Annotated in this window: 21 protein-coding genes and 2 tRNA genes; all 23 read left to right on the top strand. The window is 49.0% G+C overall.

Annotated elements, in window-relative coordinates:
- The first annotated feature begins 8 nt into the window (after window positions 1–8).
- The gene (gene mfd, locus KNQ03_RS16440; protein WP_214725609.1) at window positions 9–3,524 is read left to right on the top strand and encodes a transcription-repair coupling factor; all 3,516 of its coding nucleotides are present in this window, start codon (window positions 9–11) and stop codon (window positions 3,522–3,524) included.
- Entirely contained in the window at window positions 3,521–5,068 is a 1,548-nt protein-coding gene (locus KNQ03_RS16435) for a putative polysaccharide biosynthesis protein (RefSeq protein ID WP_214725607.1), read from the top strand. The genes mfd and KNQ03_RS16435 overlap by 4 nt, the downstream gene beginning before the upstream one ends.
- Window positions 5,065–6,495 carry a bifunctional methyltransferase/pyrophosphohydrolase YabN gene (gene yabN, locus KNQ03_RS16430; RefSeq protein ID WP_214725605.1) on the top strand — a complete coding sequence of 477 codons (1,431 nt, stop codon included), beginning with the start codon at window positions 5,065–5,067 and terminating at the stop codon, window positions 6,493–6,495. The genes KNQ03_RS16435 and yabN overlap by 4 nt, the downstream gene beginning before the upstream one ends.
- Window positions 6,492–6,764, top strand: coding sequence for an RNA-binding S4 domain-containing protein (locus KNQ03_RS16425; RefSeq protein ID WP_023466556.1), 273 nt, complete (start codon window positions 6,492–6,494; stop codon window positions 6,762–6,764). Before yabN ends, KNQ03_RS16425 begins: the two co-directional genes overlap by 4 nt.
- 66 nt (window positions 6,765–6,830) lie before the next feature.
- Window positions 6,831–7,208 carry an FtsB family cell division protein gene (locus KNQ03_RS16420; RefSeq protein ID WP_023466557.1) on the top strand — a complete coding sequence of 126 codons (378 nt, stop codon included), beginning with the start codon at window positions 6,831–6,833 and terminating at the stop codon, window positions 7,206–7,208.
- Between the two features lie 83 nt (window positions 7,209–7,291).
- A complete protein-coding gene (locus KNQ03_RS16415; RefSeq protein WP_023466558.1) occupies window positions 7,292–7,807 on the top strand; it encodes a S1 domain-containing RNA-binding protein in 516 nt (171 codons plus the stop codon).
- Window positions 7,808–7,960: 153 nt separating this feature from the next.
- A tRNA-Met gene (locus KNQ03_RS16410) sits at window positions 7,961–8,037 on the top strand.
- A 10-nt stretch (window positions 8,038–8,047) separates the two neighbouring features.
- A tRNA-Glu gene (locus tag KNQ03_RS16405) sits at window positions 8,048–8,119 on the top strand.
- Window positions 8,120–8,188: 69 nt separating this feature from the next.
- Window positions 8,189–9,421: a tRNA lysidine(34) synthetase TilS gene (gene tilS, locus KNQ03_RS16400; RefSeq protein ID WP_214725603.1), complete on the top strand. Its 1,233-nt coding sequence runs from the start codon at window positions 8,189–8,191 to the stop codon at window positions 9,419–9,421.
- Window positions 9,422–9,454: 33 nt separating this feature from the next.
- Window positions 9,455–10,000 carry a hypoxanthine phosphoribosyltransferase gene (gene hpt / locus KNQ03_RS16395; RefSeq protein ID WP_023466560.1) on the top strand — a complete coding sequence of 182 codons (546 nt, stop codon included), beginning with the start codon at window positions 9,455–9,457 and terminating at the stop codon, window positions 9,998–10,000.
- Window positions 10,001–10,120: 120 nt separating this feature from the next.
- On the top strand, window positions 10,121–12,124 hold the full coding sequence (gene ftsH, locus KNQ03_RS16390; RefSeq protein WP_050677371.1) for an ATP-dependent zinc metalloprotease FtsH: 2,004 nt from the start codon (window positions 10,121–10,123) through the stop codon (window positions 12,122–12,124).
- Window positions 12,125–12,302: 178 nt separating this feature from the next.
- Entirely contained in the window at window positions 12,303–13,064 is a 762-nt protein-coding gene (locus KNQ03_RS16385) for a type III pantothenate kinase (protein WP_029343061.1), read from the top strand.
- A gap of 10 nt (window positions 13,065–13,074) precedes the next feature.
- Complete coding sequence (gene hslO, locus KNQ03_RS16380) at window positions 13,075–13,998, top strand: Hsp33 family molecular chaperone HslO (protein WP_023466563.1); 924 nt, start codon at window positions 13,075–13,077, stop codon at window positions 13,996–13,998.
- A gap of 12 nt (window positions 13,999–14,010) precedes the next feature.
- Window positions 14,011–14,322 carry a SurA N-terminal domain-containing protein gene (locus KNQ03_RS16375; RefSeq protein WP_023466564.1) on the top strand — a complete coding sequence of 104 codons (312 nt, stop codon included), beginning with the start codon at window positions 14,011–14,013 and terminating at the stop codon, window positions 14,320–14,322.
- 80 nt (window positions 14,323–14,402) lie between these two features.
- The gene (cysK, locus tag KNQ03_RS16370; RefSeq protein WP_023466565.1) at window positions 14,403–15,347 is read left to right on the top strand and encodes a cysteine synthase A; all 945 of its coding nucleotides are present in this window, start codon (window positions 14,403–14,405) and stop codon (window positions 15,345–15,347) included.
- Window positions 15,348–15,434: 87 nt separating this feature from the next.
- Window positions 15,435–16,820, top strand: a complete 1,386-nt coding sequence (locus tag KNQ03_RS16365; protein WP_214725601.1) for an anthranilate synthase component I family protein — start codon at window positions 15,435–15,437, stop codon at window positions 16,818–16,820.
- A complete protein-coding gene (locus KNQ03_RS16360; RefSeq protein WP_029343065.1) occupies window positions 16,817–17,398 on the top strand; it encodes an anthranilate synthase component II in 582 nt (193 codons plus the stop codon). The genes KNQ03_RS16365 and KNQ03_RS16360 overlap by 4 nt, the downstream gene beginning before the upstream one ends.
- Window positions 17,382–18,221: an aminotransferase class IV gene (locus KNQ03_RS16355; RefSeq protein WP_214725599.1), complete on the top strand. Its 840-nt coding sequence runs from the start codon at window positions 17,382–17,384 to the stop codon at window positions 18,219–18,221. Before KNQ03_RS16360 ends, KNQ03_RS16355 begins: the two co-directional genes overlap by 17 nt.
- Window positions 18,218–19,003: a dihydropteroate synthase gene (folP, locus tag KNQ03_RS16350; protein ID WP_064301055.1), complete on the top strand. Its 786-nt coding sequence runs from the start codon at window positions 18,218–18,220 to the stop codon at window positions 19,001–19,003. The genes KNQ03_RS16355 and folP overlap by 4 nt, the downstream gene beginning before the upstream one ends.
- Window positions 19,004–19,005: 2 nt before the next feature.
- Window positions 19,006–19,377, top strand: coding sequence for a dihydroneopterin aldolase (gene folB, locus KNQ03_RS16345; RefSeq protein ID WP_023466572.1), 372 nt, complete (start codon window positions 19,006–19,008; stop codon window positions 19,375–19,377).
- The gene (gene folK / locus KNQ03_RS16340) at window positions 19,374–19,889 is read left to right on the top strand and encodes a 2-amino-4-hydroxy-6-hydroxymethyldihydropteridine diphosphokinase (RefSeq protein ID WP_214725596.1); all 516 of its coding nucleotides are present in this window, start codon (window positions 19,374–19,376) and stop codon (window positions 19,887–19,889) included. The genes folB and folK overlap by 4 nt, the downstream gene beginning before the upstream one ends.
- Window positions 19,889–20,881 carry a tRNA dihydrouridine synthase DusB gene (gene dusB / locus KNQ03_RS16335; RefSeq protein ID WP_023466575.1) on the top strand — a complete coding sequence of 331 codons (993 nt, stop codon included), beginning with the start codon at window positions 19,889–19,891 and terminating at the stop codon, window positions 20,879–20,881. Before folK ends, dusB begins: the two co-directional genes overlap by 1 nt.
- A gap of 162 nt (window positions 20,882–21,043) precedes the next feature.
- Window positions 21,044–22,525, top strand: coding sequence for a lysine--tRNA ligase (lysS, locus tag KNQ03_RS16330; protein WP_214725622.1), 1,482 nt, complete (start codon window positions 21,044–21,046; stop codon window positions 22,523–22,525).
- Window positions 22,526–22,877: the final 352 nt, after the last annotated feature.

The following is a 22,877-nucleotide window of genomic DNA, read 5'->3' as shown; positions in this document are numbered from 1 at the left end:
GGAAGAAGATGAAACAATTACAAGAACTCTTACTAGCGATTCCTGAAATCAAGACGGTTCGGGAACGTTTCCGGGACGGTGTCAACGCTCAGTTGATCACCGGTCTGATGAACAGTGGGAAAGCATTGTTCGTCGCCGGGATTTATCAGGAGACGAAACGTCGATTCGTACTCGTGACACATAATATGTTCCAAGCACAAAAACTGTACGATGATTTGATTGAACTCGTACCGGAAGAAGACGTCATGCTCTATCCGGTCGATGAGACGTTAGCAGCAGAACTTTCTTATGGCGCAAGTCCAGAACTGCGGGCGACGCGGATTGAGACCCGTCATCGTTTACTGACGACGGACGACGGAATTTTGATCATTCCGCTCGTCGGTTTACGTCGATATGTTCCGGATGCACAGACATTCCTGTCACACGTCAAACAAGTGAAGCCGGGCGACATCTTATCGATTCCGGACTTCGTCCAAGATTTAGTCGATGCGGGGTACGAACGGACAGCGACAGTGACGACGCCCGGTGAGTTTGCTGTTCGCGGAAGTATCATCGATATTTATCCGCTCACGGTCGAACGCCCGTACCGGCTCGATCTATTCGACGAGGAAGTCGACTCGATCTATACATTCGATGCGGAGACCCAACGTTCGCTCGGTGTCGTCGCAGAAGCATGTTTGATGCCAGCAGCGGAACACTTCGCGACGAAGGATCAGTTGAAGGACGCGGGTGAAAAAGTCCGTCGTCTTTATGAGGCGACGAAAGAGCGCGTCCAAAGTACGGAAGTCCTCGCGGCACTTGAAGAGGGAATCGCCTATGACGTCGAGTTGTTAGAAAACGGCGATCGTCCGAAACAGTTCGCGAAGTATGCACCGATCCTCTACACGTCGACGCTACGTCAAGACGTGAGGGGAAGCGTCTTGATCGTCGATGAAGTCGCACGGGTCGAAGAAGCGGCGGAAGTCCAGGATGCAGAGGAAGCAGAATGGATGGCGTCTCTCATTGAACGCGGACAAAGTGTCAGTGATTACGTCCTGTCCGTTCCGATGGCACATGTCTTTGAAGGACAGCCCTTGTTGTACCTCTCGCTCTTACCGACTCGCCGGAGTGGGGTACCGGAAAGTGCGGCAATCCATTTCAGCATCAAACCGATTGCGCCGTTCCATGGTCAGATGGAACGCCTGAAGCAAGAAGTCGAGCGATATCGTCGCGCGGACATGTGGATGGTCTTCTTAGCGAGTAACCGAGAACGTGCCGAGCGGATGCGTCAGACATTGTCCGACTATGGGGTCGAAGCGTCGATCGTAACAAAAGAAGGCATCACTCGTGGTCAACCCGCGATTCTGATTGGCGGAATCCATGGTGGATTCGAGATGACGAATGCGCGCCTCGTCGTCATCACGGAAGAAGAAGTCTTCAAGCAACCGGCGCGTCGCCGGAAGCAAACGACGAAGCTGACGAACGCTGAACGGATCAAGAGCTACCAAGAATTGAAGACAGGCGATTACGTCGTTCATATTCATCATGGGATTGGACGATACCACGGCATCAAGACGATTGATGTAGCCGGTAATCATCAGGATTATCTCCATCTCGTTTACGCGGGAGAGGACTCGTTGTATGTTCCTGTCGATCAAATCGACTTGATTCAAAAGTATGTCGGCGCTGAAGGAAAAGAGCCGAAGATCTATAAACTCGGTGGAACGGAATGGAAAAAGGTCAAAGCGAAGGTCCAGAAATCGGTCGAGGATATTGCTGATGAGTTGATCAAGCTCTATGCGGCTCGTGAAGCTGCCGTCGGTTTTGCGTTCCCAGAGGACGACGATAACATGCAAGCATTCGAGGCTTCGTTCCCGTATGAGGAAACGGTCGATCAATTGCGATCGATTGCTGAAATCAAGAAGGATATGGAACGTCCGCGTCCGATGGATCGTCTATTATGTGGCGACGTCGGGTATGGGAAAACGGAAGTTGCGATTCGAGCGGCGTTCAAAGCGGTCATGTCTGGAAAACAAGTCGCGTTACTCGTACCGACGACCGTCCTTGCGCAACAACACTACGAAACGATGCTTGAGCGATTCAGTGAATGGCCGATTCGTGTGTCGGTCATGAGCCGGTTCCGTTCGCCAGCAGAATTAAAGGCGACGAAACAAGGATTGAAAGAGGGAACGATCGATGTCGTCGTCGGGACACACCGTGTGCTGTCGAAAGACGTTCAGTTCGCTGATATCGGATTGTTGATCATTGATGAAGAGCAACGATTCGGCGTGAAACACAAAGAGCGTCTGAAACAGTTGAAGACGAACGTTGACGTCTTGACGTTGACAGCGACACCGATTCCACGGACATTGCACATGTCGATGATTGGGATCCGCGATCTCTCGGTCCTTGAGACCCCACCTGAAAACCGTTATCCGGTCCAGACGTATGTCATGGAATACGACGGAATCGTCATGCGAGAAGCACTTGAACGAGAACTTGGCCGGGGTGGACAAGCGTTCTTCCTGTATAACCGGGTCGAAGGCATCGAGCGAAAGGCAGAAGAGATTCGCGCGCTCGTACCGGAAGCACGGATTGTCACGGCGCACGGTCGGATGACGGAAACCGAACTCGAGAGTCAGTTGATCGCGTTCTTCGAAGGGGACGCGGATGTTCTTGTCAGTACGACGATCATCGAGACAGGAATCGACATTCCGAACGTCAATACGTTGATCGTTCATGACGCGGATCAAATGGGCTTATCGCAGCTGTATCAATTGCGCGGTCGTGTTGGTCGATCAAGTCGCGTTGCTTATTCGTACTTTACGTACCGTCCGCAAAAACGATTGACGGAAGTAGCAGAAAGTCGTCTACAGGCGATCAAGGAATTCACGGAGCTCGGTAGCGGCTTTAAGATCGCGATGCGCGACTTATCGATTCGTGGTGCCGGGAACTTACTCGGTTCCCAACAATCGGGCTTCATCGACTCCGTTGGTTTCGATCTTTATTCGCAGATGCTCGCAGAAGCGGTTGAAGAACGCAAAGAACGGATGAAAGGTAAAAAACGCGTCCAGAAATTCGTACCCGAGTTCACGTTCAGTCTTGATGCGTATATTCCATCACACTACATGACGGACTCCGAGCTGAAAATCGAGTTCTATAAACGCTTGAAATATGTCGATACCGTCGATAGTCTCGAACAACTTGAAACAGAGATGCTTGAACGATTCGGTGAGTTCCCTGATGAGGTTGCGCGTTTGATCCAATTGACACGGATGCGGATTTTTGCCGAGCGGGCGCGTGTCGAACGCGTCAAACAAACCGATCCGAAAATCGAGATCGTCTTGTCGCTTCAAGCAACACAGCAGCTTGACGTGGCGGACTTCGTTAAATGGACCGTTCCGCTTGGGCGTGGTCTAGGGATGGGACAACAAGAACAGAAACTCGTCTTGACCCTGAACCGCAACAAGCAGTCGACGCAACAGATGACGATGCAGGCAGAACAGTTGCTAGCAGAGCTTGATCGTCGGCTCGTCGCACGATGAATAGACGAACGATTGCGCAAGGCGCAGCACTGCTTGCGATCTCTAGTTATATCTCGAAACTGCTCAGCTTCTTTTACCGGATTCCGTATCAGAACCTTGCTGGTGATTTCGGATTGTATGTCTATCAGACGGTCTATCCCTTATTCGCGATAGCGGCAGCGCTTGGAATTTATGCGCTGCCCGTCATCGTGGCGAAGTTGACGCTTCACCACCCAGATGAGAAACGGGAAGTCCTTTGGTCGATTTTTTATGTCTTACTTGCGATGACGGTCTTTTTTGGTCTGCTCGGATGGTGGATTGCCCCGACACTCGCGGGCTGGTTTGGGGACGACAAACTCGTTGTTCCGTTGCGAGCTGTCACGTGTACATTTTATTTACTACCGGTGATTGCCGTTCTTAGAGGCATGTTTCAAGCAGATCTCGAGATGCGACCGACGGCTGTATCCCAAGTCTCTGAAAATGCCGTCCGTGTCGGACTCTTGTTGCTCGTGACCTATATCGGCGTCTCGATGCAGGCTGACCCCTACTGGATTGGTGCCAGTGCCCATCTGACAGCGATCGGTGGCAGCATCGTTTCGTTATTCGTCCTGTTACGTTTTGCGAAAGGGAAGATCGGTCGTCCTGTGTTTTCAGGTATTCACGTACGTCGGGTCGGGAAAGTGCTCGTGACAAGCGGGGTGGCGGTCAGTATCGCCTCACTTGCCTTGTTACTAATGCAATTGATCGATGGATTGACGTTCGTCAATCTGCTTGGTAATACGACGGAGACGAAAATTGAAAAAGGGGTGCTCGACCGTGGGTATCCGTTACTGCAATTCGCGATTCTCTTTGCGACATCGATGAGTCTTGCGAGTGTTCCGTCCTTATCAACCGCATATCGAAAGCATGATCCGCAGATGATGCGTCAACAACTCGAGACATTACTCCGTTCCGGTCTGTTGATTGCCGCTGCAGCGACAATCGGACTAATGGGTGTGATGCGTCCGCTCAATATTGCGTTATATCAAGATGACCAGGGAACAGCAGGGTTGATTTGGATCGCGGCGACGGCATTTGCCGCTTCGATTGCGATGATGATCATCTCTTGTCTCCAGTCGGTCGATGCTGAAAAATATGCGCTCGTTGGTGTTCTTGTCGGATTAGGGGCGAAGCTCGTTCTGAATCTCTATTTCATTCCCCGATATGGTATGATCGGGGCGGGTATGGCGACATTTGGCGGTTTTGCCGTCATGGCGACAGCACAATGGATTTTATTGAACCGGAAGTTCGGTCGCGTATCGGCAGGAAACGCGTTCTACCAACGACTGGTCTTACCTGTGTTCGCCATGAGTGTGTTTCTGTATCTGATCGAAACGTTCTTCCAGCTGTTTAAGCTTGAGACACGAATCGGTGCGGCACTCGAAGTCGGCGTCCTTGTCATCGGTGGTGCCATCATTTATGGCAGTATGGCATTACGCGTCCGTGCATTAACAGAACAAGAGTGGGCCCTATTGCCTTTAGGAGATAAGTTATATCAGATGTACCAACGTAGGAGGAGTATATGACACACCGAATCACGATCGTCGGCCTTGGCGTCGGCGAACTCGAACAATTGCCGTTTGGCATCTATCGATTATTAAAAAACACGACACATCCTGTCTATTTACGGACAATGGATCATCCAGTCGTTTCAGAACTCGCAGCAGAGGGAATGAACTTTACATCATTTGACTCGGTTTACGAACGACATAGTCGGTTTGAAGACGTATACACAGAAATCGTTGAGGAATTGCTTCGCCTCTCAAAGACGACGGACATCATCTATGCCGTCCCAGGTCATCCACTGGTCGCTGAGAGTACCGTCCAACAGTTATTAGAGCGGACGGACGCGGTCGACGTTGTAGGCGGACAAAGTTTTCTTGATCCGATGTTCGCGGCGCTTGGTGTGGATCCGATTGAAGGATTCCAGTTGCTTGATGCGACGGCGTTTGCCGTCGATGAAGCACAGATCCGTCAACATCTGCTGATTGGACAAGTCTATGATGCGCTCGTCGCCGGTGACTTAAAGGTTCAGCTGATGGAACGTTATCCGGACGAACATCTTGTCACTTTGGTCACGGCAGCGGGTACAAGCAAACAAACTGTCCAAAGCGTGCCGTTATATGAACTCGATCATGTGACGACGCTCAGTAACCTGACGACAGTCTACGTGCCACCAGTCACGGATGAGCAGACGTTGAACCGTGACTTCGCGACATTAAAAGAGATCATCGCGCGATTACGTGGTGAAGGTGGTTGCCCATGGGATCAAGAGCAGACACATGAGTCCTTAAAACGTCATTTAATCGAAGAATCTTACGAATTACTGGAAGCAATCGACCTTCAGGACGATAACTTAATGATAGAAGAGCTAGGAGACGTCCTTTTACAGGTCATGCTCCACGCACAAATTGGTCTAGATGAAGGGTATTTCGACATTCGAGATGTCATCGGAAGCGTCAGTGATAAGATGATTCGTCGTCATCCACACGTCTTCGGAGAAACGATTGTCGATTCTTCAGCAGACGTCGTTTCGAACTGGCAAGACATCAAAGCACAAGAAAAACCGGAGCGGACTTCCTTGCTCGATGGCGTGACGAAAGGAGCACCTGCCTTGATGCGCGCAGAAGACATTCAAAAGAAAGTGGCGAAAGTCGGTTTTGAATGGAGTGACGTCGAGGGTGCACTTGAAAAAGTAATCGAAGAGTTACGTGAATTGAAGGAAGCCACACCAGAAGAACGACTAGGTGAATTCGGAGACGTTCTGTTTTCGATGACACTCGTCGGGAAATACCTTGGTCTCTCGGCAGAAGAGGGGCTACAACAGACGAATGATAAATTCATCCGTCGCTTTACGCGAATGGAACAACTAGCGGACCGACCGCTCGTTGAGATGACGCTTGAAGAGCAAGATTCACTCTGGCATCAAGCGAAGCAGGAGGAACAGTCATGAGACTTGATAAATTTTTAAAAGTATCGCGTCTGATCAAACGACGGACGCTTGCCAAAGAAGTAGCCGATCAAGGTCGCATCACGATCAATGGTAATGTGGCGAAAGCAAGTAGCACGGTAGCAGCAGGTGATGAGATGACGATCCGGTTCGGAAACAAGATCGTCACAGTTGCGATTTCGAGCATTAAAGAACATGCCAAAAAAGAAGAAGCGTCTGATATGTATGAGATCATCCGTGAAGAAAAGGTGAATTCCGAAGAATCGATGTAATTTACCTGAAAAAGGAAGTATACTAAAGAGTGTCAGGGATGACCACTCAGAAAGAGGAGGGATGATATGCCAACACCGCTCGAATCAGGGCGTCCAGCGCCAAAGATCAAGCCGCTCAATGACCGTAAGAAGCAGTTGAGTCAGAATGCCATCGAAAACCGTCGACGCCTCAAAAATCGCTTTTTCCTGTGTCTGACCGTCTTTTTGCTCATCTTTTCCCTCATGGGGTGGTCATACATGGAAAAACGGCAATTGATCGCTGAACAAAAGCAGTCGTTTCAAGTCGCTGAACAAGAGCAGACGAAAGCGAAAAAAGAGACCGCCCGTCTGAAGGAAGAAATCAATCGTCTCAATGATAAAGAGTATGTAGCGAACTTAGCTCGGAGCGAGTTGCTCTATTCGAAAAAAGGGGAAACGATCTTCTACTTTTCACCGGAAGACTAATTGAAGGTTGCCGATTGATTGAAAAAAGAATGAATCACTCGTATAATAAGAAACGAATCAACTAAAAAGGAGCAATACAATTTATGTCGATTGAAGTAGGCAGCAAAGTGCAAGGGAAAGTAACAGGCATCACGAATTTCGGAGCGTTCGTTGAGTTACCAACAGGGAAAACTGGTCTTGTTCACATCAGTGAAGTGGCAGATTCTTACGTTAAAGACATCAATGATGTGTTGACGGTTGGTCAAGAAATCACCGTCAAAGTCTTAAGTGTTGAAAACGATGGTAAGATCGGTCTTTCCATCAAAAAAGCCGTCGATCGTCCAGAAGGCGAACGTCCTCGTCCTGCACGTCAGTTCGACCGTGGACCACGTCCAGCAGGACAAGATCGTGGACCACGTTCGTTCGATAACAAAGGACCACGTGGAGGCGGTAACCGTGGAGGCTTCAACAAAGGCGGCCGTGGTACACCACCACCGCGCAAAGAACAATCGTTCGATACGCTGATGTCTAGTTTCCTGAAAGATAGTGAAGATCGTCTTGCTACATTGAAACGTCAAACGGATTCAAAACGTGGCGGACGCGGCGCAAAACGTCAATAACTTGCTGACCTGTTCTTTATAAGAATAGAGATGGAATGACGCCGTTCATTCCATCTTTTATTTTTTTGAAATTATTTTTAGAAAAAGCGTTGACTTTCATTTGACCTGCCCGTATTATAGAAAATGTGCTTAAGACGCACGAGTTAAAAATATGGCGGTGTAGCTCAGCTGGCTAGAGCGTACGGTTCATACCCGTGAGGTCGTGGGTTCGACTCCCTCCGCCGCTACCATATTTTTTTTGGCCCGTTGGTCAAGCGGTTAAGACACCGCCCTTTCACGGCGGTAACACGGGTTCGAATCCCGTACGGGTCATTCTCAAAAGCTATCTCTATTATATAGAGATAGCTTTTTTTAGGTTTTAACGGAAAGGGGGAAGTCGCTATGGAAGGTGTGCCGTTCGAACCACTTTTAGTAGGTGTGTCGGGAGGGTGTGATTCGATGGTACTCGTCGATCGGTTGTACAAAGAGGGCTACGATATCGCGATTGCGCATGTGCATCATGGATTACGAGAGGCGTCCGACGAAGAAGCACGCTTTATTAAGGAGTGGGCAACGTCCCGAAAGATATCCTTTTTCATGACGCGTTTAGAATGGATAGGACGTACGAGCTCTCAAGCAGCTTGTCGCGAAGAGAGATATGCGTTTTTTGAACGAATCATGGAAGAGACCGGGCGCTCGCGTCTGATTCTCGCTCATCATCAAGACGATCAAATCGAGACGCTACTCATTCAGCTCATTCGTGGAGAAGCGCAGGTTGATGGTATTCCCGTCGTTCGTCCGTTTGGTAACGGTTGGTTGCATCGACCGTTACTACATGAATCGAAGCAAACATTACTCGAGTATGCGCTGCAACATGAAGTTCCGTGGCGAGAAGATGCGTCAAATGCAGAAACCAATTATTTGCGCAATCAAATCCGGCATGCGATTGTTCCAACACTCCGAGAAATGCGTCCAGAGTTTGAACAAGCAACAGCAGCGGCAGCACATGCGCGACAGCAAATCATGCGTGAGCAGGCGACATTCGTCGCGACCTATCTCGACCGGTGTAAGGAAGCGAACGGAATTCCGGTAGCACGTATTTTAGAATTACCGACGGATTTACAGCGGCTTGTCTTGCCGACACTAACGGGAGAAACATTTTCTTCAGAAACGATTCGTCACTTCATCATGTGGCTTCGGGTGGATAAGGGCTCGGACGAAGTGTATTATGGAAACTGGAGGATGCGACGTGCATATGGCTTTTTGATGCAGGATCGTGTGATACGGTCAATGAATGACGATTTACCGTTTCAAGTAGGGGAGAATTTGGGAACGTATCATTATGGTGAACAAATGGTTCGCTTCTCAATCGGAAACCAAGGTATCCCGCTGGACGCGATTGCGTTCCCGTTGACGGTGCGTCCGCCACGTCCAGGAGATCGGATTCAGCTTGCTGTGGGTTCGAAAAAAGTCAGTCGAATTCTGATTGATGCTAAGGTTCCACGTTATCTCCGAGAACAGGTTCCGGTCGTCGTCGATGCAAATGGAGTGATTTTAGCCGTCATTGGACATCGAATTGCAATATTCGGGTCATTTGAACTCCTCGCAAAATCTTATTTAATGATAGAATGGTAATGTAGTGTTTATTATGGAGGAGGAATACCTAGCATGACCTTGATGAACGATATGGAAAAAGTACTGATTTCAGAAGAAGAGATCCAAAATAAAGTGGGCGAACTCGCCGGCGAATTGACAGCGGATTATCACGATCGTTTTCCGTTGCTTGTGTGTGTCTTAAAAGGCGCAATGCCTTTCATGTCTGATCTTGTGAAAAAGATGGATATGCACCTTGAAATGGACTTCATGGACGTTTCAACGTATCACGGTGGGACAACATCAACAGGTGAAGTCAAGATTGAAAAAGATTTGAACACATCGGTAGAAGGACGCGACATCTTGATTGTCGAAGATATCATCGACAGCGGATTGACGCTTGGCTACCTCGTCGACCTCTTCAAGTACCGGAAAGCGAAGTCCGTTAAGATCGTGACGTTGCTCGACAAACCAACAGGACGGAAGAATGACTTGCACGCAGATTACAGTGGCTTCGTCATTCCACACGAATTCGTCGTCGGTTATGGTCTGGATTACGAAGAGAAATACCGTAACCTTCCGTATGTAGGTGTCTTGAAACCTGCAGTCTACGGCGGCTAATTATTTTTAATCTCGTCTGTCCCATGATAAGATGAAACCAATTACAAAGCGCGCCCTGTCGCGCCAGGATTCGTATTCATCCACTAGAAAAACGAGATGGATGCGGAGAGGAGGCATAAGATGAACCGAGCAGTGAAGAATACCCTCGTGTTTGGGGTCATTTTTCTAGCTTTGATCTTGTTTCTGCAATACTTGCAGAGTCCAGTGAACAAAAGCAAAGAAATCAATTACACACAGTTTGTCGAGTCTGTTGAAAAAGGTGAAATCAAGACGGCTACCTTCCAATATGAAGGGCAGACGTATAATGTGACAGGAGATTTGCGTGAAAAAGATTCGACGTATGAGACGGTCGTACCGGCTGTTGATACGGAACTAACGGATCTCTATACGCAACTCAGAAGCCAAGGAGTCAAATTGGACTTCAAGGCAGCAGAAACGAATGGTGGTTGGATCGCGTTACTGACGACGATCGTTCCATTCATCATCATCTTCATCCTCTTCTTCTTCTTGATTAATCAAGCACAAGGTGGCGGTGGTGGCGGTCGCGTCATGAACTTCGGGAAATCGAAGGCACGCCTCTATGATACAGAGAAGAAAAAGATCACGTTTGATGATGTAGCCGGCGCAGACGAAGAGAAACAAGAACTCGTCGAAGTCGTTGAATTCTTGAAAGATCCGCGTAAATTCGCGAAACTCGGTGCCCGTATTCCGAAAGGGGTCCTCCTCGTAGGTCCTCCAGGTACAGGTAAGACGTTGCTCGCACGTGCTGCAGCTGGTGAAGCTGGCGTACCATTCTTCTCGATTTCAGGTTCTGACTTCGTTGAGATGTTCGTCGGTGTCGGGGCATCACGTGTCCGTGACTTGTTCGAAAACGCGAAGAAAAACGCACCATGTATCATCTTCATCGATGAAATCGATGCTGTCGGTCGTCAACGGGGCGCAGGTCTCGGTGGTGGACATGATGAGCGTGAGCAGACATTGAACCAACTTCTCGTCGAGATGGATGGATTCAGTGAAAACGAAGGTATCATCATGATCGCAGCAACGAACCGTGCTGATATTCTTGACCCAGCCTTACTCCGTCCAGGTCGTTTTGACCGTCAAATCACGGTTGATCGTCCAGATGTCGTCGGTCGTGAAGCAGTCTTGAAAGTTCACGCACGGAACAAACCGCTCGATTCGACGGTTGATTTGAAAGCTATCGCACAGCGGACACCTGGATTCTCAGGTGCGGATCTTGAGAACCTTCTGAATGAAGCAGCACTTGTTGCAGCACGTTCAGACCGTGATAAAGTCTCGATCGTTGATCTCGAAGAAGCGATTGACCGTGTCATCGCAGGACCAGCGAAGAAGAGCCGGATCATCTCGCCGAAAGAGAAAAAGATTGTCGCATGGCACGAAGCAGGACATACGATCATTGGTGTCACGCTCGACGATGCGGATGAAGTACACAAAGTAACGATTGTTCCTCGCGGTAACGCGGGTGGATATGTCGTCATGTTGCCAAAAGAAGATCGTTACTTCATGACGAAGCCGGAACTCGAAGATAAGATTACTGGATTGCTCGGTGGTCGTGTCGCAGAGGATATCGTCTTCGGAGAAGTCTCGACTGGGGCAAGCAATGACTTCCAGCGTGCGACAGGTCTTGCACGGAAAATGGTCATGGAGTTCGGGATGAGTGAAAAACTCGGACCACTTCAATTTGGATCAGGTCAAAGTGGCAACGTCTTCCTCGGACGTGATTTCCAAAACGAACAGAACTACTCGGATGCAATCGCACACGAGATCGATACGGAAATCCAAGCGATCATCAACCGCTGTTACCAAAAAGCGAAAGATATCCTGACTGAGAAACGCGATCAGCTCGACTTGATTGCAACGACGTTGCTTGAAGTCGAAACACTCGATCAAAAACAAATTCACCATCTCCTAGAGACGGGCGAATACAAAAAACATGAACCAGAAGCAACGACTCCAAAAGCAGAAGAGAAAGCACCGGAATCGACAGATGCAACTGTTGATCAACCGACGCAGTCTCCAACGCAAATGGGTTCAGTCGTTGACGAAGGGAAAAATGTAGATACGGATACACCAGACACGCCGCGTCGCGACGATCAAGTGTAAACGGATGGAACGGATTCGATCTCGCATCGAATCCGTTCTTTTTTGTGGCAGACCGAGCGAATACACATCGGTAGGTGTGACCATATGAGCATGGTATAATCACAACGTATATTATTCCGATCGTGAAACAACGGAATATAGAAGCATGAAAATCGAGAAGAAGCGGGGAAATAAGCAAATGATTTTAGTCATCGATGTCGGAAATACGAATATCGTCTTAGGTGTCTATCAGGGACAAGAGTTGATTGAGCATTGGCGGATTGCGACAGACCGGACACGGACGACGGACGAATACGGTATGCTCGTCAAAGCGTTGTTCCGTGACGCAGAGCTAAACGTGGAAGAAATCGAGGGAATCGTGTTATCATCTGTCGTACCCCCCGTCGTGTTTCCACTAGAAAATATGTGTGTGCGTTACTTTAAACGCCGTCCGTTCTTGATTGGACCAGGAATCAAGACAGGACTGGATTTAAAAGTCGATAATCCACGGGAAGTGGGAGCCGATCGAATCGTCAACGCAGTAGCGGCGACGGCGAAATACGAGGGACCGATGATCATCGTCGATTTCGGAACAGCGACGACGTATTGTTACATCGATGCACAAAAACGGTATTACGGCGGCATCATCTCACCCGGTGTGATGGTTGCAACCGAGGCACTCTATAATAAGGCAGCAAAATTGCCACGAATCGAAATCGCGAAACCGCAGTCAGCCATCGGACGGAATACGATCCATGCGATGCAGTCGGGGACCTATTTCGGATATGTGGCACAGGTGGACGGACTCGTTCACCGGATGAAAGAAGAAATGGGAGAAGCGAAGGTCATTGCGACCGGCGGCTTAGCCCGATTAATCAGCGAGGAATCCACGATGATTGAGGTCGTCGATCCATTCTTGACGTTAGATGGATTACGGATTATCTACGAACGAAATAAGTGAGGGAATCAAGATGAAACGTGAAGAATTATTAGCACAATTAAAAGATGACTATTTAGTACGGGCGTTAGGCTTCAATGGAGAAGTCCGTGCGTTTGCAATCCGTTCGACGAAGACGGTCTATGAAGCACAACTGCGCCACCAGACGACACCTGTCGTCACAGCAGCGCTCGGTCGGACACTGACGATCGGTGCAATGATGGGTACGATGCAAAAAGGCGATACACGTGTCACATTAAAAGTCGAAGGCGATGGACCGATCGGGAAAATCATCGTCGATGCCGACGCAAAAGGTGTCGTACGTGGATATGTGAGTCGTCCCCGCGTCGAGATGGATACGTATGTCAATGCAGATGGTCTGACGAAACTAAAAGTCGGTGAAGCGGTCGGTCGCGGAAACATCTCTGTCATCAAAGACCTCGGGTTGCGTGACTTCGTCGGTGGTCAATCGCCGATTCAAACAGGTGAGATCAGTGAAGACTTCACGTATTACTTCGCTGTATCGGAACAAAGCCCATCGGTCGTTGGAGCTGGCGTTCTCGTCTATCCAGAAGACGAATCGGTCATTGCGGCAGGTGGATTGATCGTTCAATTGATGCCAGGTGCATCGGAAGAGACGATTGCAGCACTCGAAAAACGTGTTGGAGCTCTAAAACCGATCTCGATTCTTGTCGGTGAGGAAAAAACACCAGAAGAAATGTTAGAACTCGTTCTCGGTGACTACGAACATCTTGATACGATTCCGGTATCATTTGAATGTACGTGTGATCGTGACAAATTAGCGACAGCGATCATTGCCCTTGGACCAGATGAGATTCAAGCGATGATTGATGAAGATGGCGGTGCGGAAGCCGTTTGTCACTTCTGTTCAGAGCATTATCACTATGATGTTCCAGAATTAGAGGAACTTCGTGAAAAATCACTCGAAAGAGCATAAGAGGGATCTAATATGGGGAATGTACAACCTAAGTACTTGTGGATGTTGATCTTCATCTTAATGTTGACGAATTTCATGACCGGTGCTTACGCCTTCATGGGTGAGCTCCCAAAGGTCGATTCTCCTAAAATCGTTCAAGACAGCATCGGTGGTCCGCTCGAGGATGTCGTCGCCGAAGTCGGTGATGAGAAAATCACGCGCGCGATGGTCTATCAGACGATGCGAACGGAACAGGAAAAGCAGACGATTGATCGTTTGATTCAAGAAGCGGTCGAACGCCAGACGAAGGATGGAAAAAAGCCGGAAGTCAAACGCTTTGATTGACAGATTTCATCCAGTCCGCTGATAATTAGTTTATCGGATTACTTGGAATTCAAGCGGTTCACTAATGAGGAGGAATGGTCATGCGTATTGCGAATTCAGTATTAGATTTAGTCGGTCGGACCCCGATCGTCAAGTTACATCATCTAACGGGTCCTGAGGATGCAGATGTGTATCTGAAATTGGAGTACATGAACCCTGGATCAAGCGTAAAAGACCGGATCGCGTTATCCATGATTGAGGCAGCGGAAGAAGCGGGTCAACTTAAAGAAGGAGACACGATCATCGAGCCGACAAGTGGGAACACAGGGATCGGACTAGCGATGGTCGCTTCGGCGAAAGGGTACCGCGCCATCCTCGTCATGCCGGAAACGATGAGCATGGAGCGCCGGACGTTGCTCCGCGCCTATGGTGCAGAATTGATTTTGACACCGGGACCTGAAGGAATGAAGGGTGCGATCGCTCGCGCGACAGCGGAAGCAGAAGAACACGGTTACTTCATGCCACAACAATTCAATAACGGTGCCAATCCAGTCGTTCATGAAAAAACGACAGGTCCTGAAATCGTCGAAGCGTTCGAAGGCATGCAACTCGATGCATTCATCGCGGGAATTGGAACGGGTGGAACGATCACCGGTGCTGGTAAAGTGTTACGTGATGCTTTCCAAGGTATTGAAATCATTGCCGTCGAACCAACGGATTCACCCGTCTTATCAGGTGGTAAACCGGGACCACACAAACTGCAAGGAATCGGTGCTGGATTCGTCCCGTCGATTCTCGATACTGAGATTTATGATGGTGTCGAGCAAATCACGACGGAAGAAGCATTCGATCACGCACGCCGAGCAGCGAAGACGAATGGTGTCTTAGGTGGTATCTCGTCAGGTGCTGCGATTGCAGCGGCGCTCAAGACAGCGAAACGTCTCGGTAAAGGGAAAAACGTTCTCGCAATCATTCCTTCGAATGGAGAGCGGTACTTAAGTACACCGCTGTATCAAATCGAGGAAGAAGCAGACCAATCGAAGTAATCAACTGGACGTACACGGAAGTCATTCGGCTTCCGTGTACTTTTTTGCGTATAATGAGAGCAGAATAGTGTGAAGTGAGGGACGCGTATGCGACAGACGAAATACAAAGCAGTACCATGGACGAAAGAACAATTCTACAATCGATATGTTGAACAGACGAATGGCACAACGGGACACGTCTGGCTCGAAAGCGGTCGAATCGGCCGGTATACGATGGCGGCGACTCGTCCTGTCGGATACGTCCGGACAAAAGGCGGAACGACGACGATTGAGACAGATGGAAAAGTCGAGACGTCGACGGCGAATCCGTTTGATGTACTCGAACAGCTCCGCGTCGACCGTGAATCAGTCCGACCGGATGGAATGCCACCGTTCTTTGGTGGGTTTGCCGGATACGTCAGTTATGATGCCGTCCGTTATTTAGAAAAGCTACCGGAGCGAGCGACGGATGATCTGCAAACACCCGAGCTGTCATTTTACTGGTACGATGAAGTCGCCGTGTTTGATGAGGAAACGAAGCAGTTGTTCATTGCCGTGACACGAGACACGGCAGAAGAAGCAGAGCGAGTTCTTGAAACGGAAGTCGCGCGTTGGTGCATCGAGACGGATGCACCTCAATTTACAGCGACTGGTTCATCAGGTGAGCGAGAACGGGCTTTCGGGCAGGAAGCGTTCATGACAGCGGCACACCGAATTAAATCCTATATTGAGGACGGTGACGTTTTCCAAGTTAATTTGTCCGTCCGCCAACAAGAACCGCTTGGGACGACAGCGGAACATTTGTATGATGTATTACGACAAGTCAATCCTTCTCCATACATGGGTTACTTTGCGGATGAAGATTTAACACTCGTGTCCGCCTCACCCGAGTTGCTCGTCGAAAAAATCGGTGATGCGTTAGCGACACGTCCGATTGCCGGAACACGACCGCGCGGGAAGGATGAAGCGGAGGATTTACGACTTGCGAAAACCTTACTCGATAATGAAAAAGAACGGGCAGAGCATGTGATGCTCGTTGATTTAGAGCGAAATGATTTAGGGCGCGTCAGTCGTTATGGTACGGTTCATGTCGATGAGCTGATGGTGATCGAGAAATACTCGCACGTACAACACATCGTCTCAAACGTCAGAGGGGAAGTAGCTCCGGAACACTCGGGGAGTCAGGTGCTCGCTGCGATGTTCCCAGGTGGTACGATCACTGGAGCACCAAAAATCCGGACGATGGAAATCATTGAAGAACTGGAACCGGTCCGGCGCGGAATCTACACCGGATCGCTTGGCTTCATCAGTTGGGCGGATGATGTCATCTTCAACATCTTGATCCGGACACTCGTCGCAAAAGACGGGATGGCATATGTTCAAGCAGGTGCTGGAGTCGTCACGGACTCGGACGCAGCACGTGAATACGAAGAGTCACTTAGTAAAGCCAAAGCGTTATGGGTGACCAAAGAAACAGCGGAGGGAACGCAATGATTGTATTGATTGATAACTATGATTCCTTTACGTACAACTTAGTCCAGTATTTCGGCGAACTTGGGCAAGACATCCGGGTATTTCGCAACGACGCGATCACCCTTGCGGAAATCGAAGCATTGCAACCGGATCATCTGGTCATCTCGCCGGGTCCTTGTACGCCGAATGAAGCGGGGATCAGTTTAGAAGCGATTGCTTATTTTGCTGGGAAGGTGCCGATACTAGGGGTCTGCTTAGGTCATCAAGCGATTGGGCAAGTATTCGGTGGTAAAGTCGTCCGCGCGAAGGAATTGATGCACGGAAAAGTCTCGCCACTGACGCATGACGGACAAGGTATCTTTGAACGGATCCCACAAGCGACACCGGTGACACGTTACCACTCGCTCGTCGTTGAACGCGAGACATTCCCGGAAGTGCTCGAAGTGACGGCGGAAGCCGGTGGAGAGATCATGGCACTCCGTCACCGGACGTTGCCGATTCTCGGTGTCCAGTTCCATCCGGAAGCGATTTTGACGCGAGACGGGAAGCAGATGTTAAAAAATTTCTTGGAGTTGACGCATTATGTATCTCTGGCATGACGGAACCATTAAACGAGAAGAAGAAGTACGCATCTCCCCGCTCGATCACGGATTCGTCTACGGGATGGGTGTATTCGAGACGTTTCGGACCTATAACGGACATCCGTTTTTGTTCGATGATCATATTGAACGCTTACGGATGAGTTGTGTCGCACTCGGAATCCAGCTAGCATATGACCGGGAAGCCTTACGGCAAGCGATCCAAGATTTATATGCAGCATATGGGGCGAACGATTTATACATTCGGTTGAACGTCTCTGCCGGTCCACGCGAGATCGGTTTATCAATCGATCCTTATGACACGCCGACCGTGTTGATCTATGCGAAACCAATCGCTCCGCGAAAACGGGCGGAACGTGCACTCGAGACGATTCGTTTACCGCGCAGTACGCCGGAGACGACTTACCGCTTGAAGTCACATCATTACATGAACAATCTAGTGGCGAAACGACAATTGTTCAATCCGGAAGCAGAAGGGCTGTTTTTAACGAAGGAAGGTCATGTCTGTGAGGGCATTACGTCAAACATCTTTTGGCGTTACGGAAGTACATGGTATACGTCACCGCTTGAGACCGGTGCACTGAACGGGATTACCCGTCAGTTTCTCATGCAACATGTACCGGTCGAAGAACGCTTGTCTTATTTACCGCAGCTCGAAGAAGCAGATGAGATCATCTATACGAATTCCGTTCAGGAAGCGGTCGCGATTTCGTCACTTGACGGACGCCCTTTCCCTGGAATCAACGGAACAGGATATGCACAAATCATGACGCTGTTCGATCAATCCGTCGAACATGTGACGACAAGGAGAGAACAACGATGACTTACATCATGGGTATCTTGAACGTGACACCGGACTCCTTTTCGGACGGTGGACAATATGTCGATGTCGAGCAAGCGATGCGGCAAGCGCGTCAGCTCGTCGCGGATGGAGCAGATGCGATCGATGTCGGTGGAGAGTCGACACGGCCGGGTGCAGCGTTCGTATCAGTCGAAGAAGAACTCGCCCGTGTTTTACCGATCATCAAGCGCATCAAACGAGAGCTGAACGTACTGGTGTCGATCGATACGTACAAACCTGTCGTCGCAGAGGCTGCTATTCAAGCGGGAGCGGACATCATCAACGATGTTTGGGGCTCGAAGTGGGGCGATCGTTCGATGGTCAACGTTGCTGCGCAGTATAAAGTACCCATCATTTTGATGCATAACCGGGAGACGGCGCATGGGACAGATATGCTGGCAGAAGTCCGGGCTGACCTTGAGGAATCAATTCGGTTAGCAAAACAGGCAGGCGTGGCGGAAGAGCACATTTGGCTCGACCCGGGGATTGGATTCATGAAGACGCATGAAGAGAACTTGTACCTGATGCGTCATCTATCGATCGTAACGGACTTCGGGTATCCGGTTTTACTCGGGACATCCCGTAAATCGATGATTGGTCTCGCGCTTGGATTACCGACAGAAGAACGACTCGAAGGAACGATTGCGACGGTTTGCTACGGGATTCAACAAGGATGTGACTGGATGCGTGTGCATGACGTCAAAGAAGTCAAACGGGCAGCGCAGATGATGGACATCATGTTGGCTGCGACGAAGGGGGAATAACGATGGATCGAATTCATGTAACAGGAATGCGTTTTTATGGGTATCACGGTGTATTCGCAGAAGAGACGAAACTCGGTCAACGCTTCAATGTCGACTTATCGATCGGACTTGCATTGGCAGAAGCCGGTCGGACGGATGATTTGACGAAAAGTGTCAATTACGCCGAATTGTATGAAGCGACGAAACGTGTCGTCGAAGGAGAACCGCTCCAACTCGTCGAAGCCTTGGCGGACCGTATTGCAAAAGCAGTATTTGCGTTAGACGAACGAATTCAAGAAGCGTCGATCAAGGTCATCAAACCGGATCCGCCGATTGCCGGTCATTATGAACATGTGGCGGTCGAGATCAATCGCCTTCGGGAGGACTATGCATGAAGCAAGCTTACATTGCACTCGGCTCGAACATCGGCGATAAGGCGGCTCACTTAAGAGCAGCGATTGCTCGCCTGAGAGCATTACCGTCCGTTCATGACGTAAAGACCTCTTCCATTTATGAGACGGTACCTGTCGGATATCTCGAGCAGGATTTATTCTATAATATGGTCGTCGCAATCCAAACGACGGATGAGGCATCTGTCTTACTTGGGCGACTGCAGGAAATTGAACAGCTAGAAGGACGCGAGCGCCTGTTCAAAAATGGACCACGGACGCTTGACTTAGATATTTTGCTATATGAGGAAGAACGCATTGACCTCGAAGGATTAACCGTTCCGCATCCGCGGATGCAAGAGCGGGCATTCGTCCTCGCACCATTACGTGAACTCGCAGCAACATTCGTCATACCCGGTCTAGGACAAAGCGTCGAGCAGTTGTATCAGCAGTTACCGGAGACAGAACGAAACGGTGTACGACGGTTAGGTGGGCTTTTAGAAGCGGAGGAACAATAATGGAATTTAACATTGGCGATGTCAAACTGAAGAATCAAGTCATCTTGGCACCGATGGCAGGCGTCTGTAATCCGGCGTTTCGGTTAATTGCAAAGGAATTTGGTGCGGGACTCGTTTGTGCGGAGATGGTCAGCGATAAAGGGATCTTGTACGAGAACGAACGAACGCTTCAGATGCTGTACGTAGATGAGCGGGAAAAACCGCTGAGCCTTCAAATCTATGGGGGTTCAAAAGAGACACTCGTTCAAGCGGCGCGATATGTCGAGGCGAACACGAATGCCGACATCATTGATATCAATATGGGCTGTCCTGTCCCGAAAGTCACGAAAAGCGATGCTGGAGCGAAATGGTTGCTTGATCCGGATAAGGTATATGAGATGGTCCATGCGGTGACGCAAGCGATCGATAAACCCGTTACTGTTAAGATGCGGACCGGCTGGGACAGTCATCATATCTATTGTGTCGATAATGTCAAAGCGGCAGAAGCGGGTGGTGCGAAAGCCGTTGCCATCCACGGGCGGACGCGTTCGCAAAAGTATGAAGGTGTCGCAGACTGGAACATCATTGGGGAAGCGAAAAAAGCGGTCAACATTCCGATCATCGGAAATGGAGATGTTCAGACTCCGCAAGATGCAAAACGGATGATTGATGAGATCGGCGTCGACGGTGTCATGATCGGACGGGCAGCTCTCGGGAACCCGTGGATGTTGTATCAGACGATCCAGTATCTCGAATCAGGAACGCTTCCGGCAGAACCGACGGCGCGTGAGAAGATTGATATCTGTCTCTTACACGCCACACGACTAGTCGCGCTAAAGGGAGAAGAACTCGCCGTACGCGAAATGCGGACACACGTCGCCTGGTATTTGAAAGGAATGAAGGGGAACGGTCGCGTTCGCAATGCGTTATTCAATATCGACACACACGCAGGACTCGTCGAACTGTTACAGCAGTACTTGCAGACACTCGAAGAAGACGTAGCATATGCCTAACAGGTAAAGTATAGTCGGACATAGTCGTTTTGTGGTACGCTAGTTGCATTGAAGATGAGCGTATCGGTTTTCTAAAAGGGCTGTCGGTCATTCCGACAGCTTTTTATTCGAGAGAATCGTCGTGAACCATTATTAAAAGGAGTGAAGACAGTGAGTCAGGATATGGAAATGAACGATCAAATGCAGGTGCGTCTCGGTAAGATGAACGCCATGCGTGAACAAGGTCTCGATCCATTCGGCGCACGTTTTGAACGTTCGACGGATACTGAGAGCATTCGTGCATCATTTGGTGAACATACAAAAGAAGAATTGGCTGAACTGAAACCGGAAGTTGCCATCGCGGGGCGTGTCATGACGACACGTCGTAAAGGGAAGGTTGGCTTTACGAATGTTCAGGATGTGCAAGGTCAAATTCAGTTGTATGTCCGTAAAGATGACGTCGGCGAAGAGGCGTATGAGATCTATAAGACATGTGACTTAGGCGACATCGTCGGAATTCAAGGATATGTGTTCAAGACGAATGTTGGTGAACTCTCTGTTCACGTCACAGCATTTACGTTATTAACGAAAGCATTACGTCCGCTTCCGGATAAATATCACGGATTAAAAGATATCGAGCAACGCTACCGTCAGCGTTACCTCGACCTCATTACGAACCAAGAATCACGTGAGACATTCATCGCGCGGAGTAAAGTCATTCGTGGAATTCGTCAATATCTCGATAACCTCGGATACTTGGAAGTTGAAACACCAATGTTGCACACGATTGCGGGTGGAGCATCGGCTCGTCCGTTCATCACGCATCATAATGCACTCGACATGACGCTTTACATGCGGATTGCAATCGAGCTCCATTTGAAACGTTTGATCGTCGGTGGACTTGAGAAAGTCTACGAAATTGGTCGCGTGTTCCGTAATGAAGGAATCTCAACACGCCATAACCCAGAGTTTACGATGATCGAACTCTATGAAGCGTATGCGGATTATAAAGACATCATGAACTTAACAGAGAACCTGATCGCTCACGTCGCAAAAGAAGTACTCGGTACGACACAAGTCACTTACGGAGAAGACGTCATCGATCTATCTGTCGGTTGGAAACGAGCACACATGGTCGATCTCGTTAAAGAAGCGACAGGTGTCGACTTCTTTGAACAGATTTCAAACGAACGTGCCCTCGAACTAGCACATGAACACGGTGTTGAGGTCCAGTCACATATGACGACGGGACATATCTTGAATGAGTTCTTTGAACAAAAAGTAGAAGAAACACTCGTTCAACCAACATTCGTCTATGGTCATCCTGTTGAAGTATCACCGCTTGCGAAGAAAAATCCAGAGGATCCACGCTTTACGGATCGCTTTGAATTATTCATCGTCCGTCGTGAGCATGCGAATGCCTTCACGGAATTGAACGATCCAATCGATCAACGTGAACGTTTCGAAGCACAACTCGTCGAAAAAGAAGCAGGAAACGACGAAGCACATGAAATGGATACAGACTTCATTGAAGCACTCGAGTACGGTATGCCGCCAACGGGTGGTCTTGGGATCGGGATCGATCGTCTCGTCATGTTGTTGACGAATGCGCCATCGATTCGTGATGTATTACTCTTCCCAACGATGCGTCACCAACAAAATTAATGAGTGGAGCTCCGTTCTTTCTATACTGTATAGAAGGAATGGAGCATTCTTTTTGAAGTCAACACAGGGATAAACGAGTCGAAAAACGGGTAAATAAAAGTTTTTAAATGTTTTTCTAATAAAATGCTTGTACGATTCAAAAAGCCATGGTATATTACTTCTTGTGCCGCGAATGGTCGTGACACACAAAAATAAATATCGAAAAAGTTGTTGACAATCGAGTTGATAACTTGGTAAGATATTAAAGTCGCTGAAAACGACACGACGAACTTTGAAAACTGAACGATGAGGCAAAAATCGTATTCTACGGAATACAAAAACGAATGAAGCGCAAGCTTCGTCAATCGTGACT

This window comes from Exiguobacterium sp. s143 (genome assembly GCF_018618895.1).
Classification (GTDB): Bacteria; Bacillota; Bacilli; order Exiguobacteriales; family Exiguobacteriaceae; genus Exiguobacterium_A; species Exiguobacterium_A abrahamii.
The sequence above is the reverse complement of the archived record's forward strand: the minus strand, read 5'-3'. Positions and strand labels throughout refer to the sequence as shown.

What these genes read in the sequence shown, in the direction of transcription:
- mfd (WP_214725609.1), top strand. Translation starts at nt 9, where the DNA reads ATGAAACAATTACAAGAACTCTTACTAGCGATTCCTGAAATCAAGACG.
- KNQ03_RS16435 (WP_214725607.1), top strand. Translation starts at nt 3,521, where the DNA reads ATGAATAGACGAACGATTGCGCAAGGCGCAGCACTGCTTGCGATCTCT.
- yabN (WP_214725605.1), top strand. Translation starts at nt 5,065, where the DNA reads ATGACACACCGAATCACGATCGTCGGCCTTGGCGTCGGCGAACTCGAA.
- KNQ03_RS16425 (WP_023466556.1), top strand. Translation starts at nt 6,492, where the DNA reads ATGAGACTTGATAAATTTTTAAAAGTATCGCGTCTGATCAAACGACGG.
- KNQ03_RS16420 (WP_023466557.1), top strand. Translation starts at nt 6,831, where the DNA reads ATGCCAACACCGCTCGAATCAGGGCGTCCAGCGCCAAAGATCAAGCCG.
- KNQ03_RS16415 (WP_023466558.1), top strand. Translation starts at nt 7,292, where the DNA reads ATGTCGATTGAAGTAGGCAGCAAAGTGCAAGGGAAAGTAACAGGCATC.
- tilS (WP_214725603.1), top strand. Translation starts at nt 8,189, where the DNA reads ATGGAAGGTGTGCCGTTCGAACCACTTTTAGTAGGTGTGTCGGGAGGG.
- hpt (WP_023466560.1), top strand. Translation starts at nt 9,455, where the DNA reads ATGACCTTGATGAACGATATGGAAAAAGTACTGATTTCAGAAGAAGAG.
- ftsH (WP_050677371.1), top strand. Translation starts at nt 10,121, where the DNA reads ATGAACCGAGCAGTGAAGAATACCCTCGTGTTTGGGGTCATTTTTCTA.
- KNQ03_RS16385 (WP_029343061.1), top strand. Translation starts at nt 12,303, where the DNA reads ATGATTTTAGTCATCGATGTCGGAAATACGAATATCGTCTTAGGTGTC.
- hslO (WP_023466563.1), top strand. Translation starts at nt 13,075, where the DNA reads ATGAAACGTGAAGAATTATTAGCACAATTAAAAGATGACTATTTAGTA.
- KNQ03_RS16375 (WP_023466564.1), top strand. Translation starts at nt 14,011, where the DNA reads ATGGGGAATGTACAACCTAAGTACTTGTGGATGTTGATCTTCATCTTA.
- cysK (WP_023466565.1), top strand. Translation starts at nt 14,403, where the DNA reads ATGCGTATTGCGAATTCAGTATTAGATTTAGTCGGTCGGACCCCGATC.
- KNQ03_RS16365 (WP_214725601.1), top strand. Translation starts at nt 15,435, where the DNA reads ATGCGACAGACGAAATACAAAGCAGTACCATGGACGAAAGAACAATTC.
- KNQ03_RS16360 (WP_029343065.1), top strand. Translation starts at nt 16,817, where the DNA reads ATGATTGTATTGATTGATAACTATGATTCCTTTACGTACAACTTAGTC.
- KNQ03_RS16355 (WP_214725599.1), top strand. Translation starts at nt 17,382, where the DNA reads ATGTATCTCTGGCATGACGGAACCATTAAACGAGAAGAAGAAGTACGC.
- folP (WP_064301055.1), top strand. Translation starts at nt 18,218, where the DNA reads ATGACTTACATCATGGGTATCTTGAACGTGACACCGGACTCCTTTTCG.
- folB (WP_023466572.1), top strand. Translation starts at nt 19,006, where the DNA reads ATGGATCGAATTCATGTAACAGGAATGCGTTTTTATGGGTATCACGGT.
- folK (WP_214725596.1), top strand. Translation starts at nt 19,374, where the DNA reads ATGAAGCAAGCTTACATTGCACTCGGCTCGAACATCGGCGATAAGGCG.
- dusB (WP_023466575.1), top strand. Translation starts at nt 19,889, where the DNA reads ATGGAATTTAACATTGGCGATGTCAAACTGAAGAATCAAGTCATCTTG.
- lysS (WP_214725622.1), top strand. Translation starts at nt 21,044, where the DNA reads ATGGAAATGAACGATCAAATGCAGGTGCGTCTCGGTAAGATGAACGCC.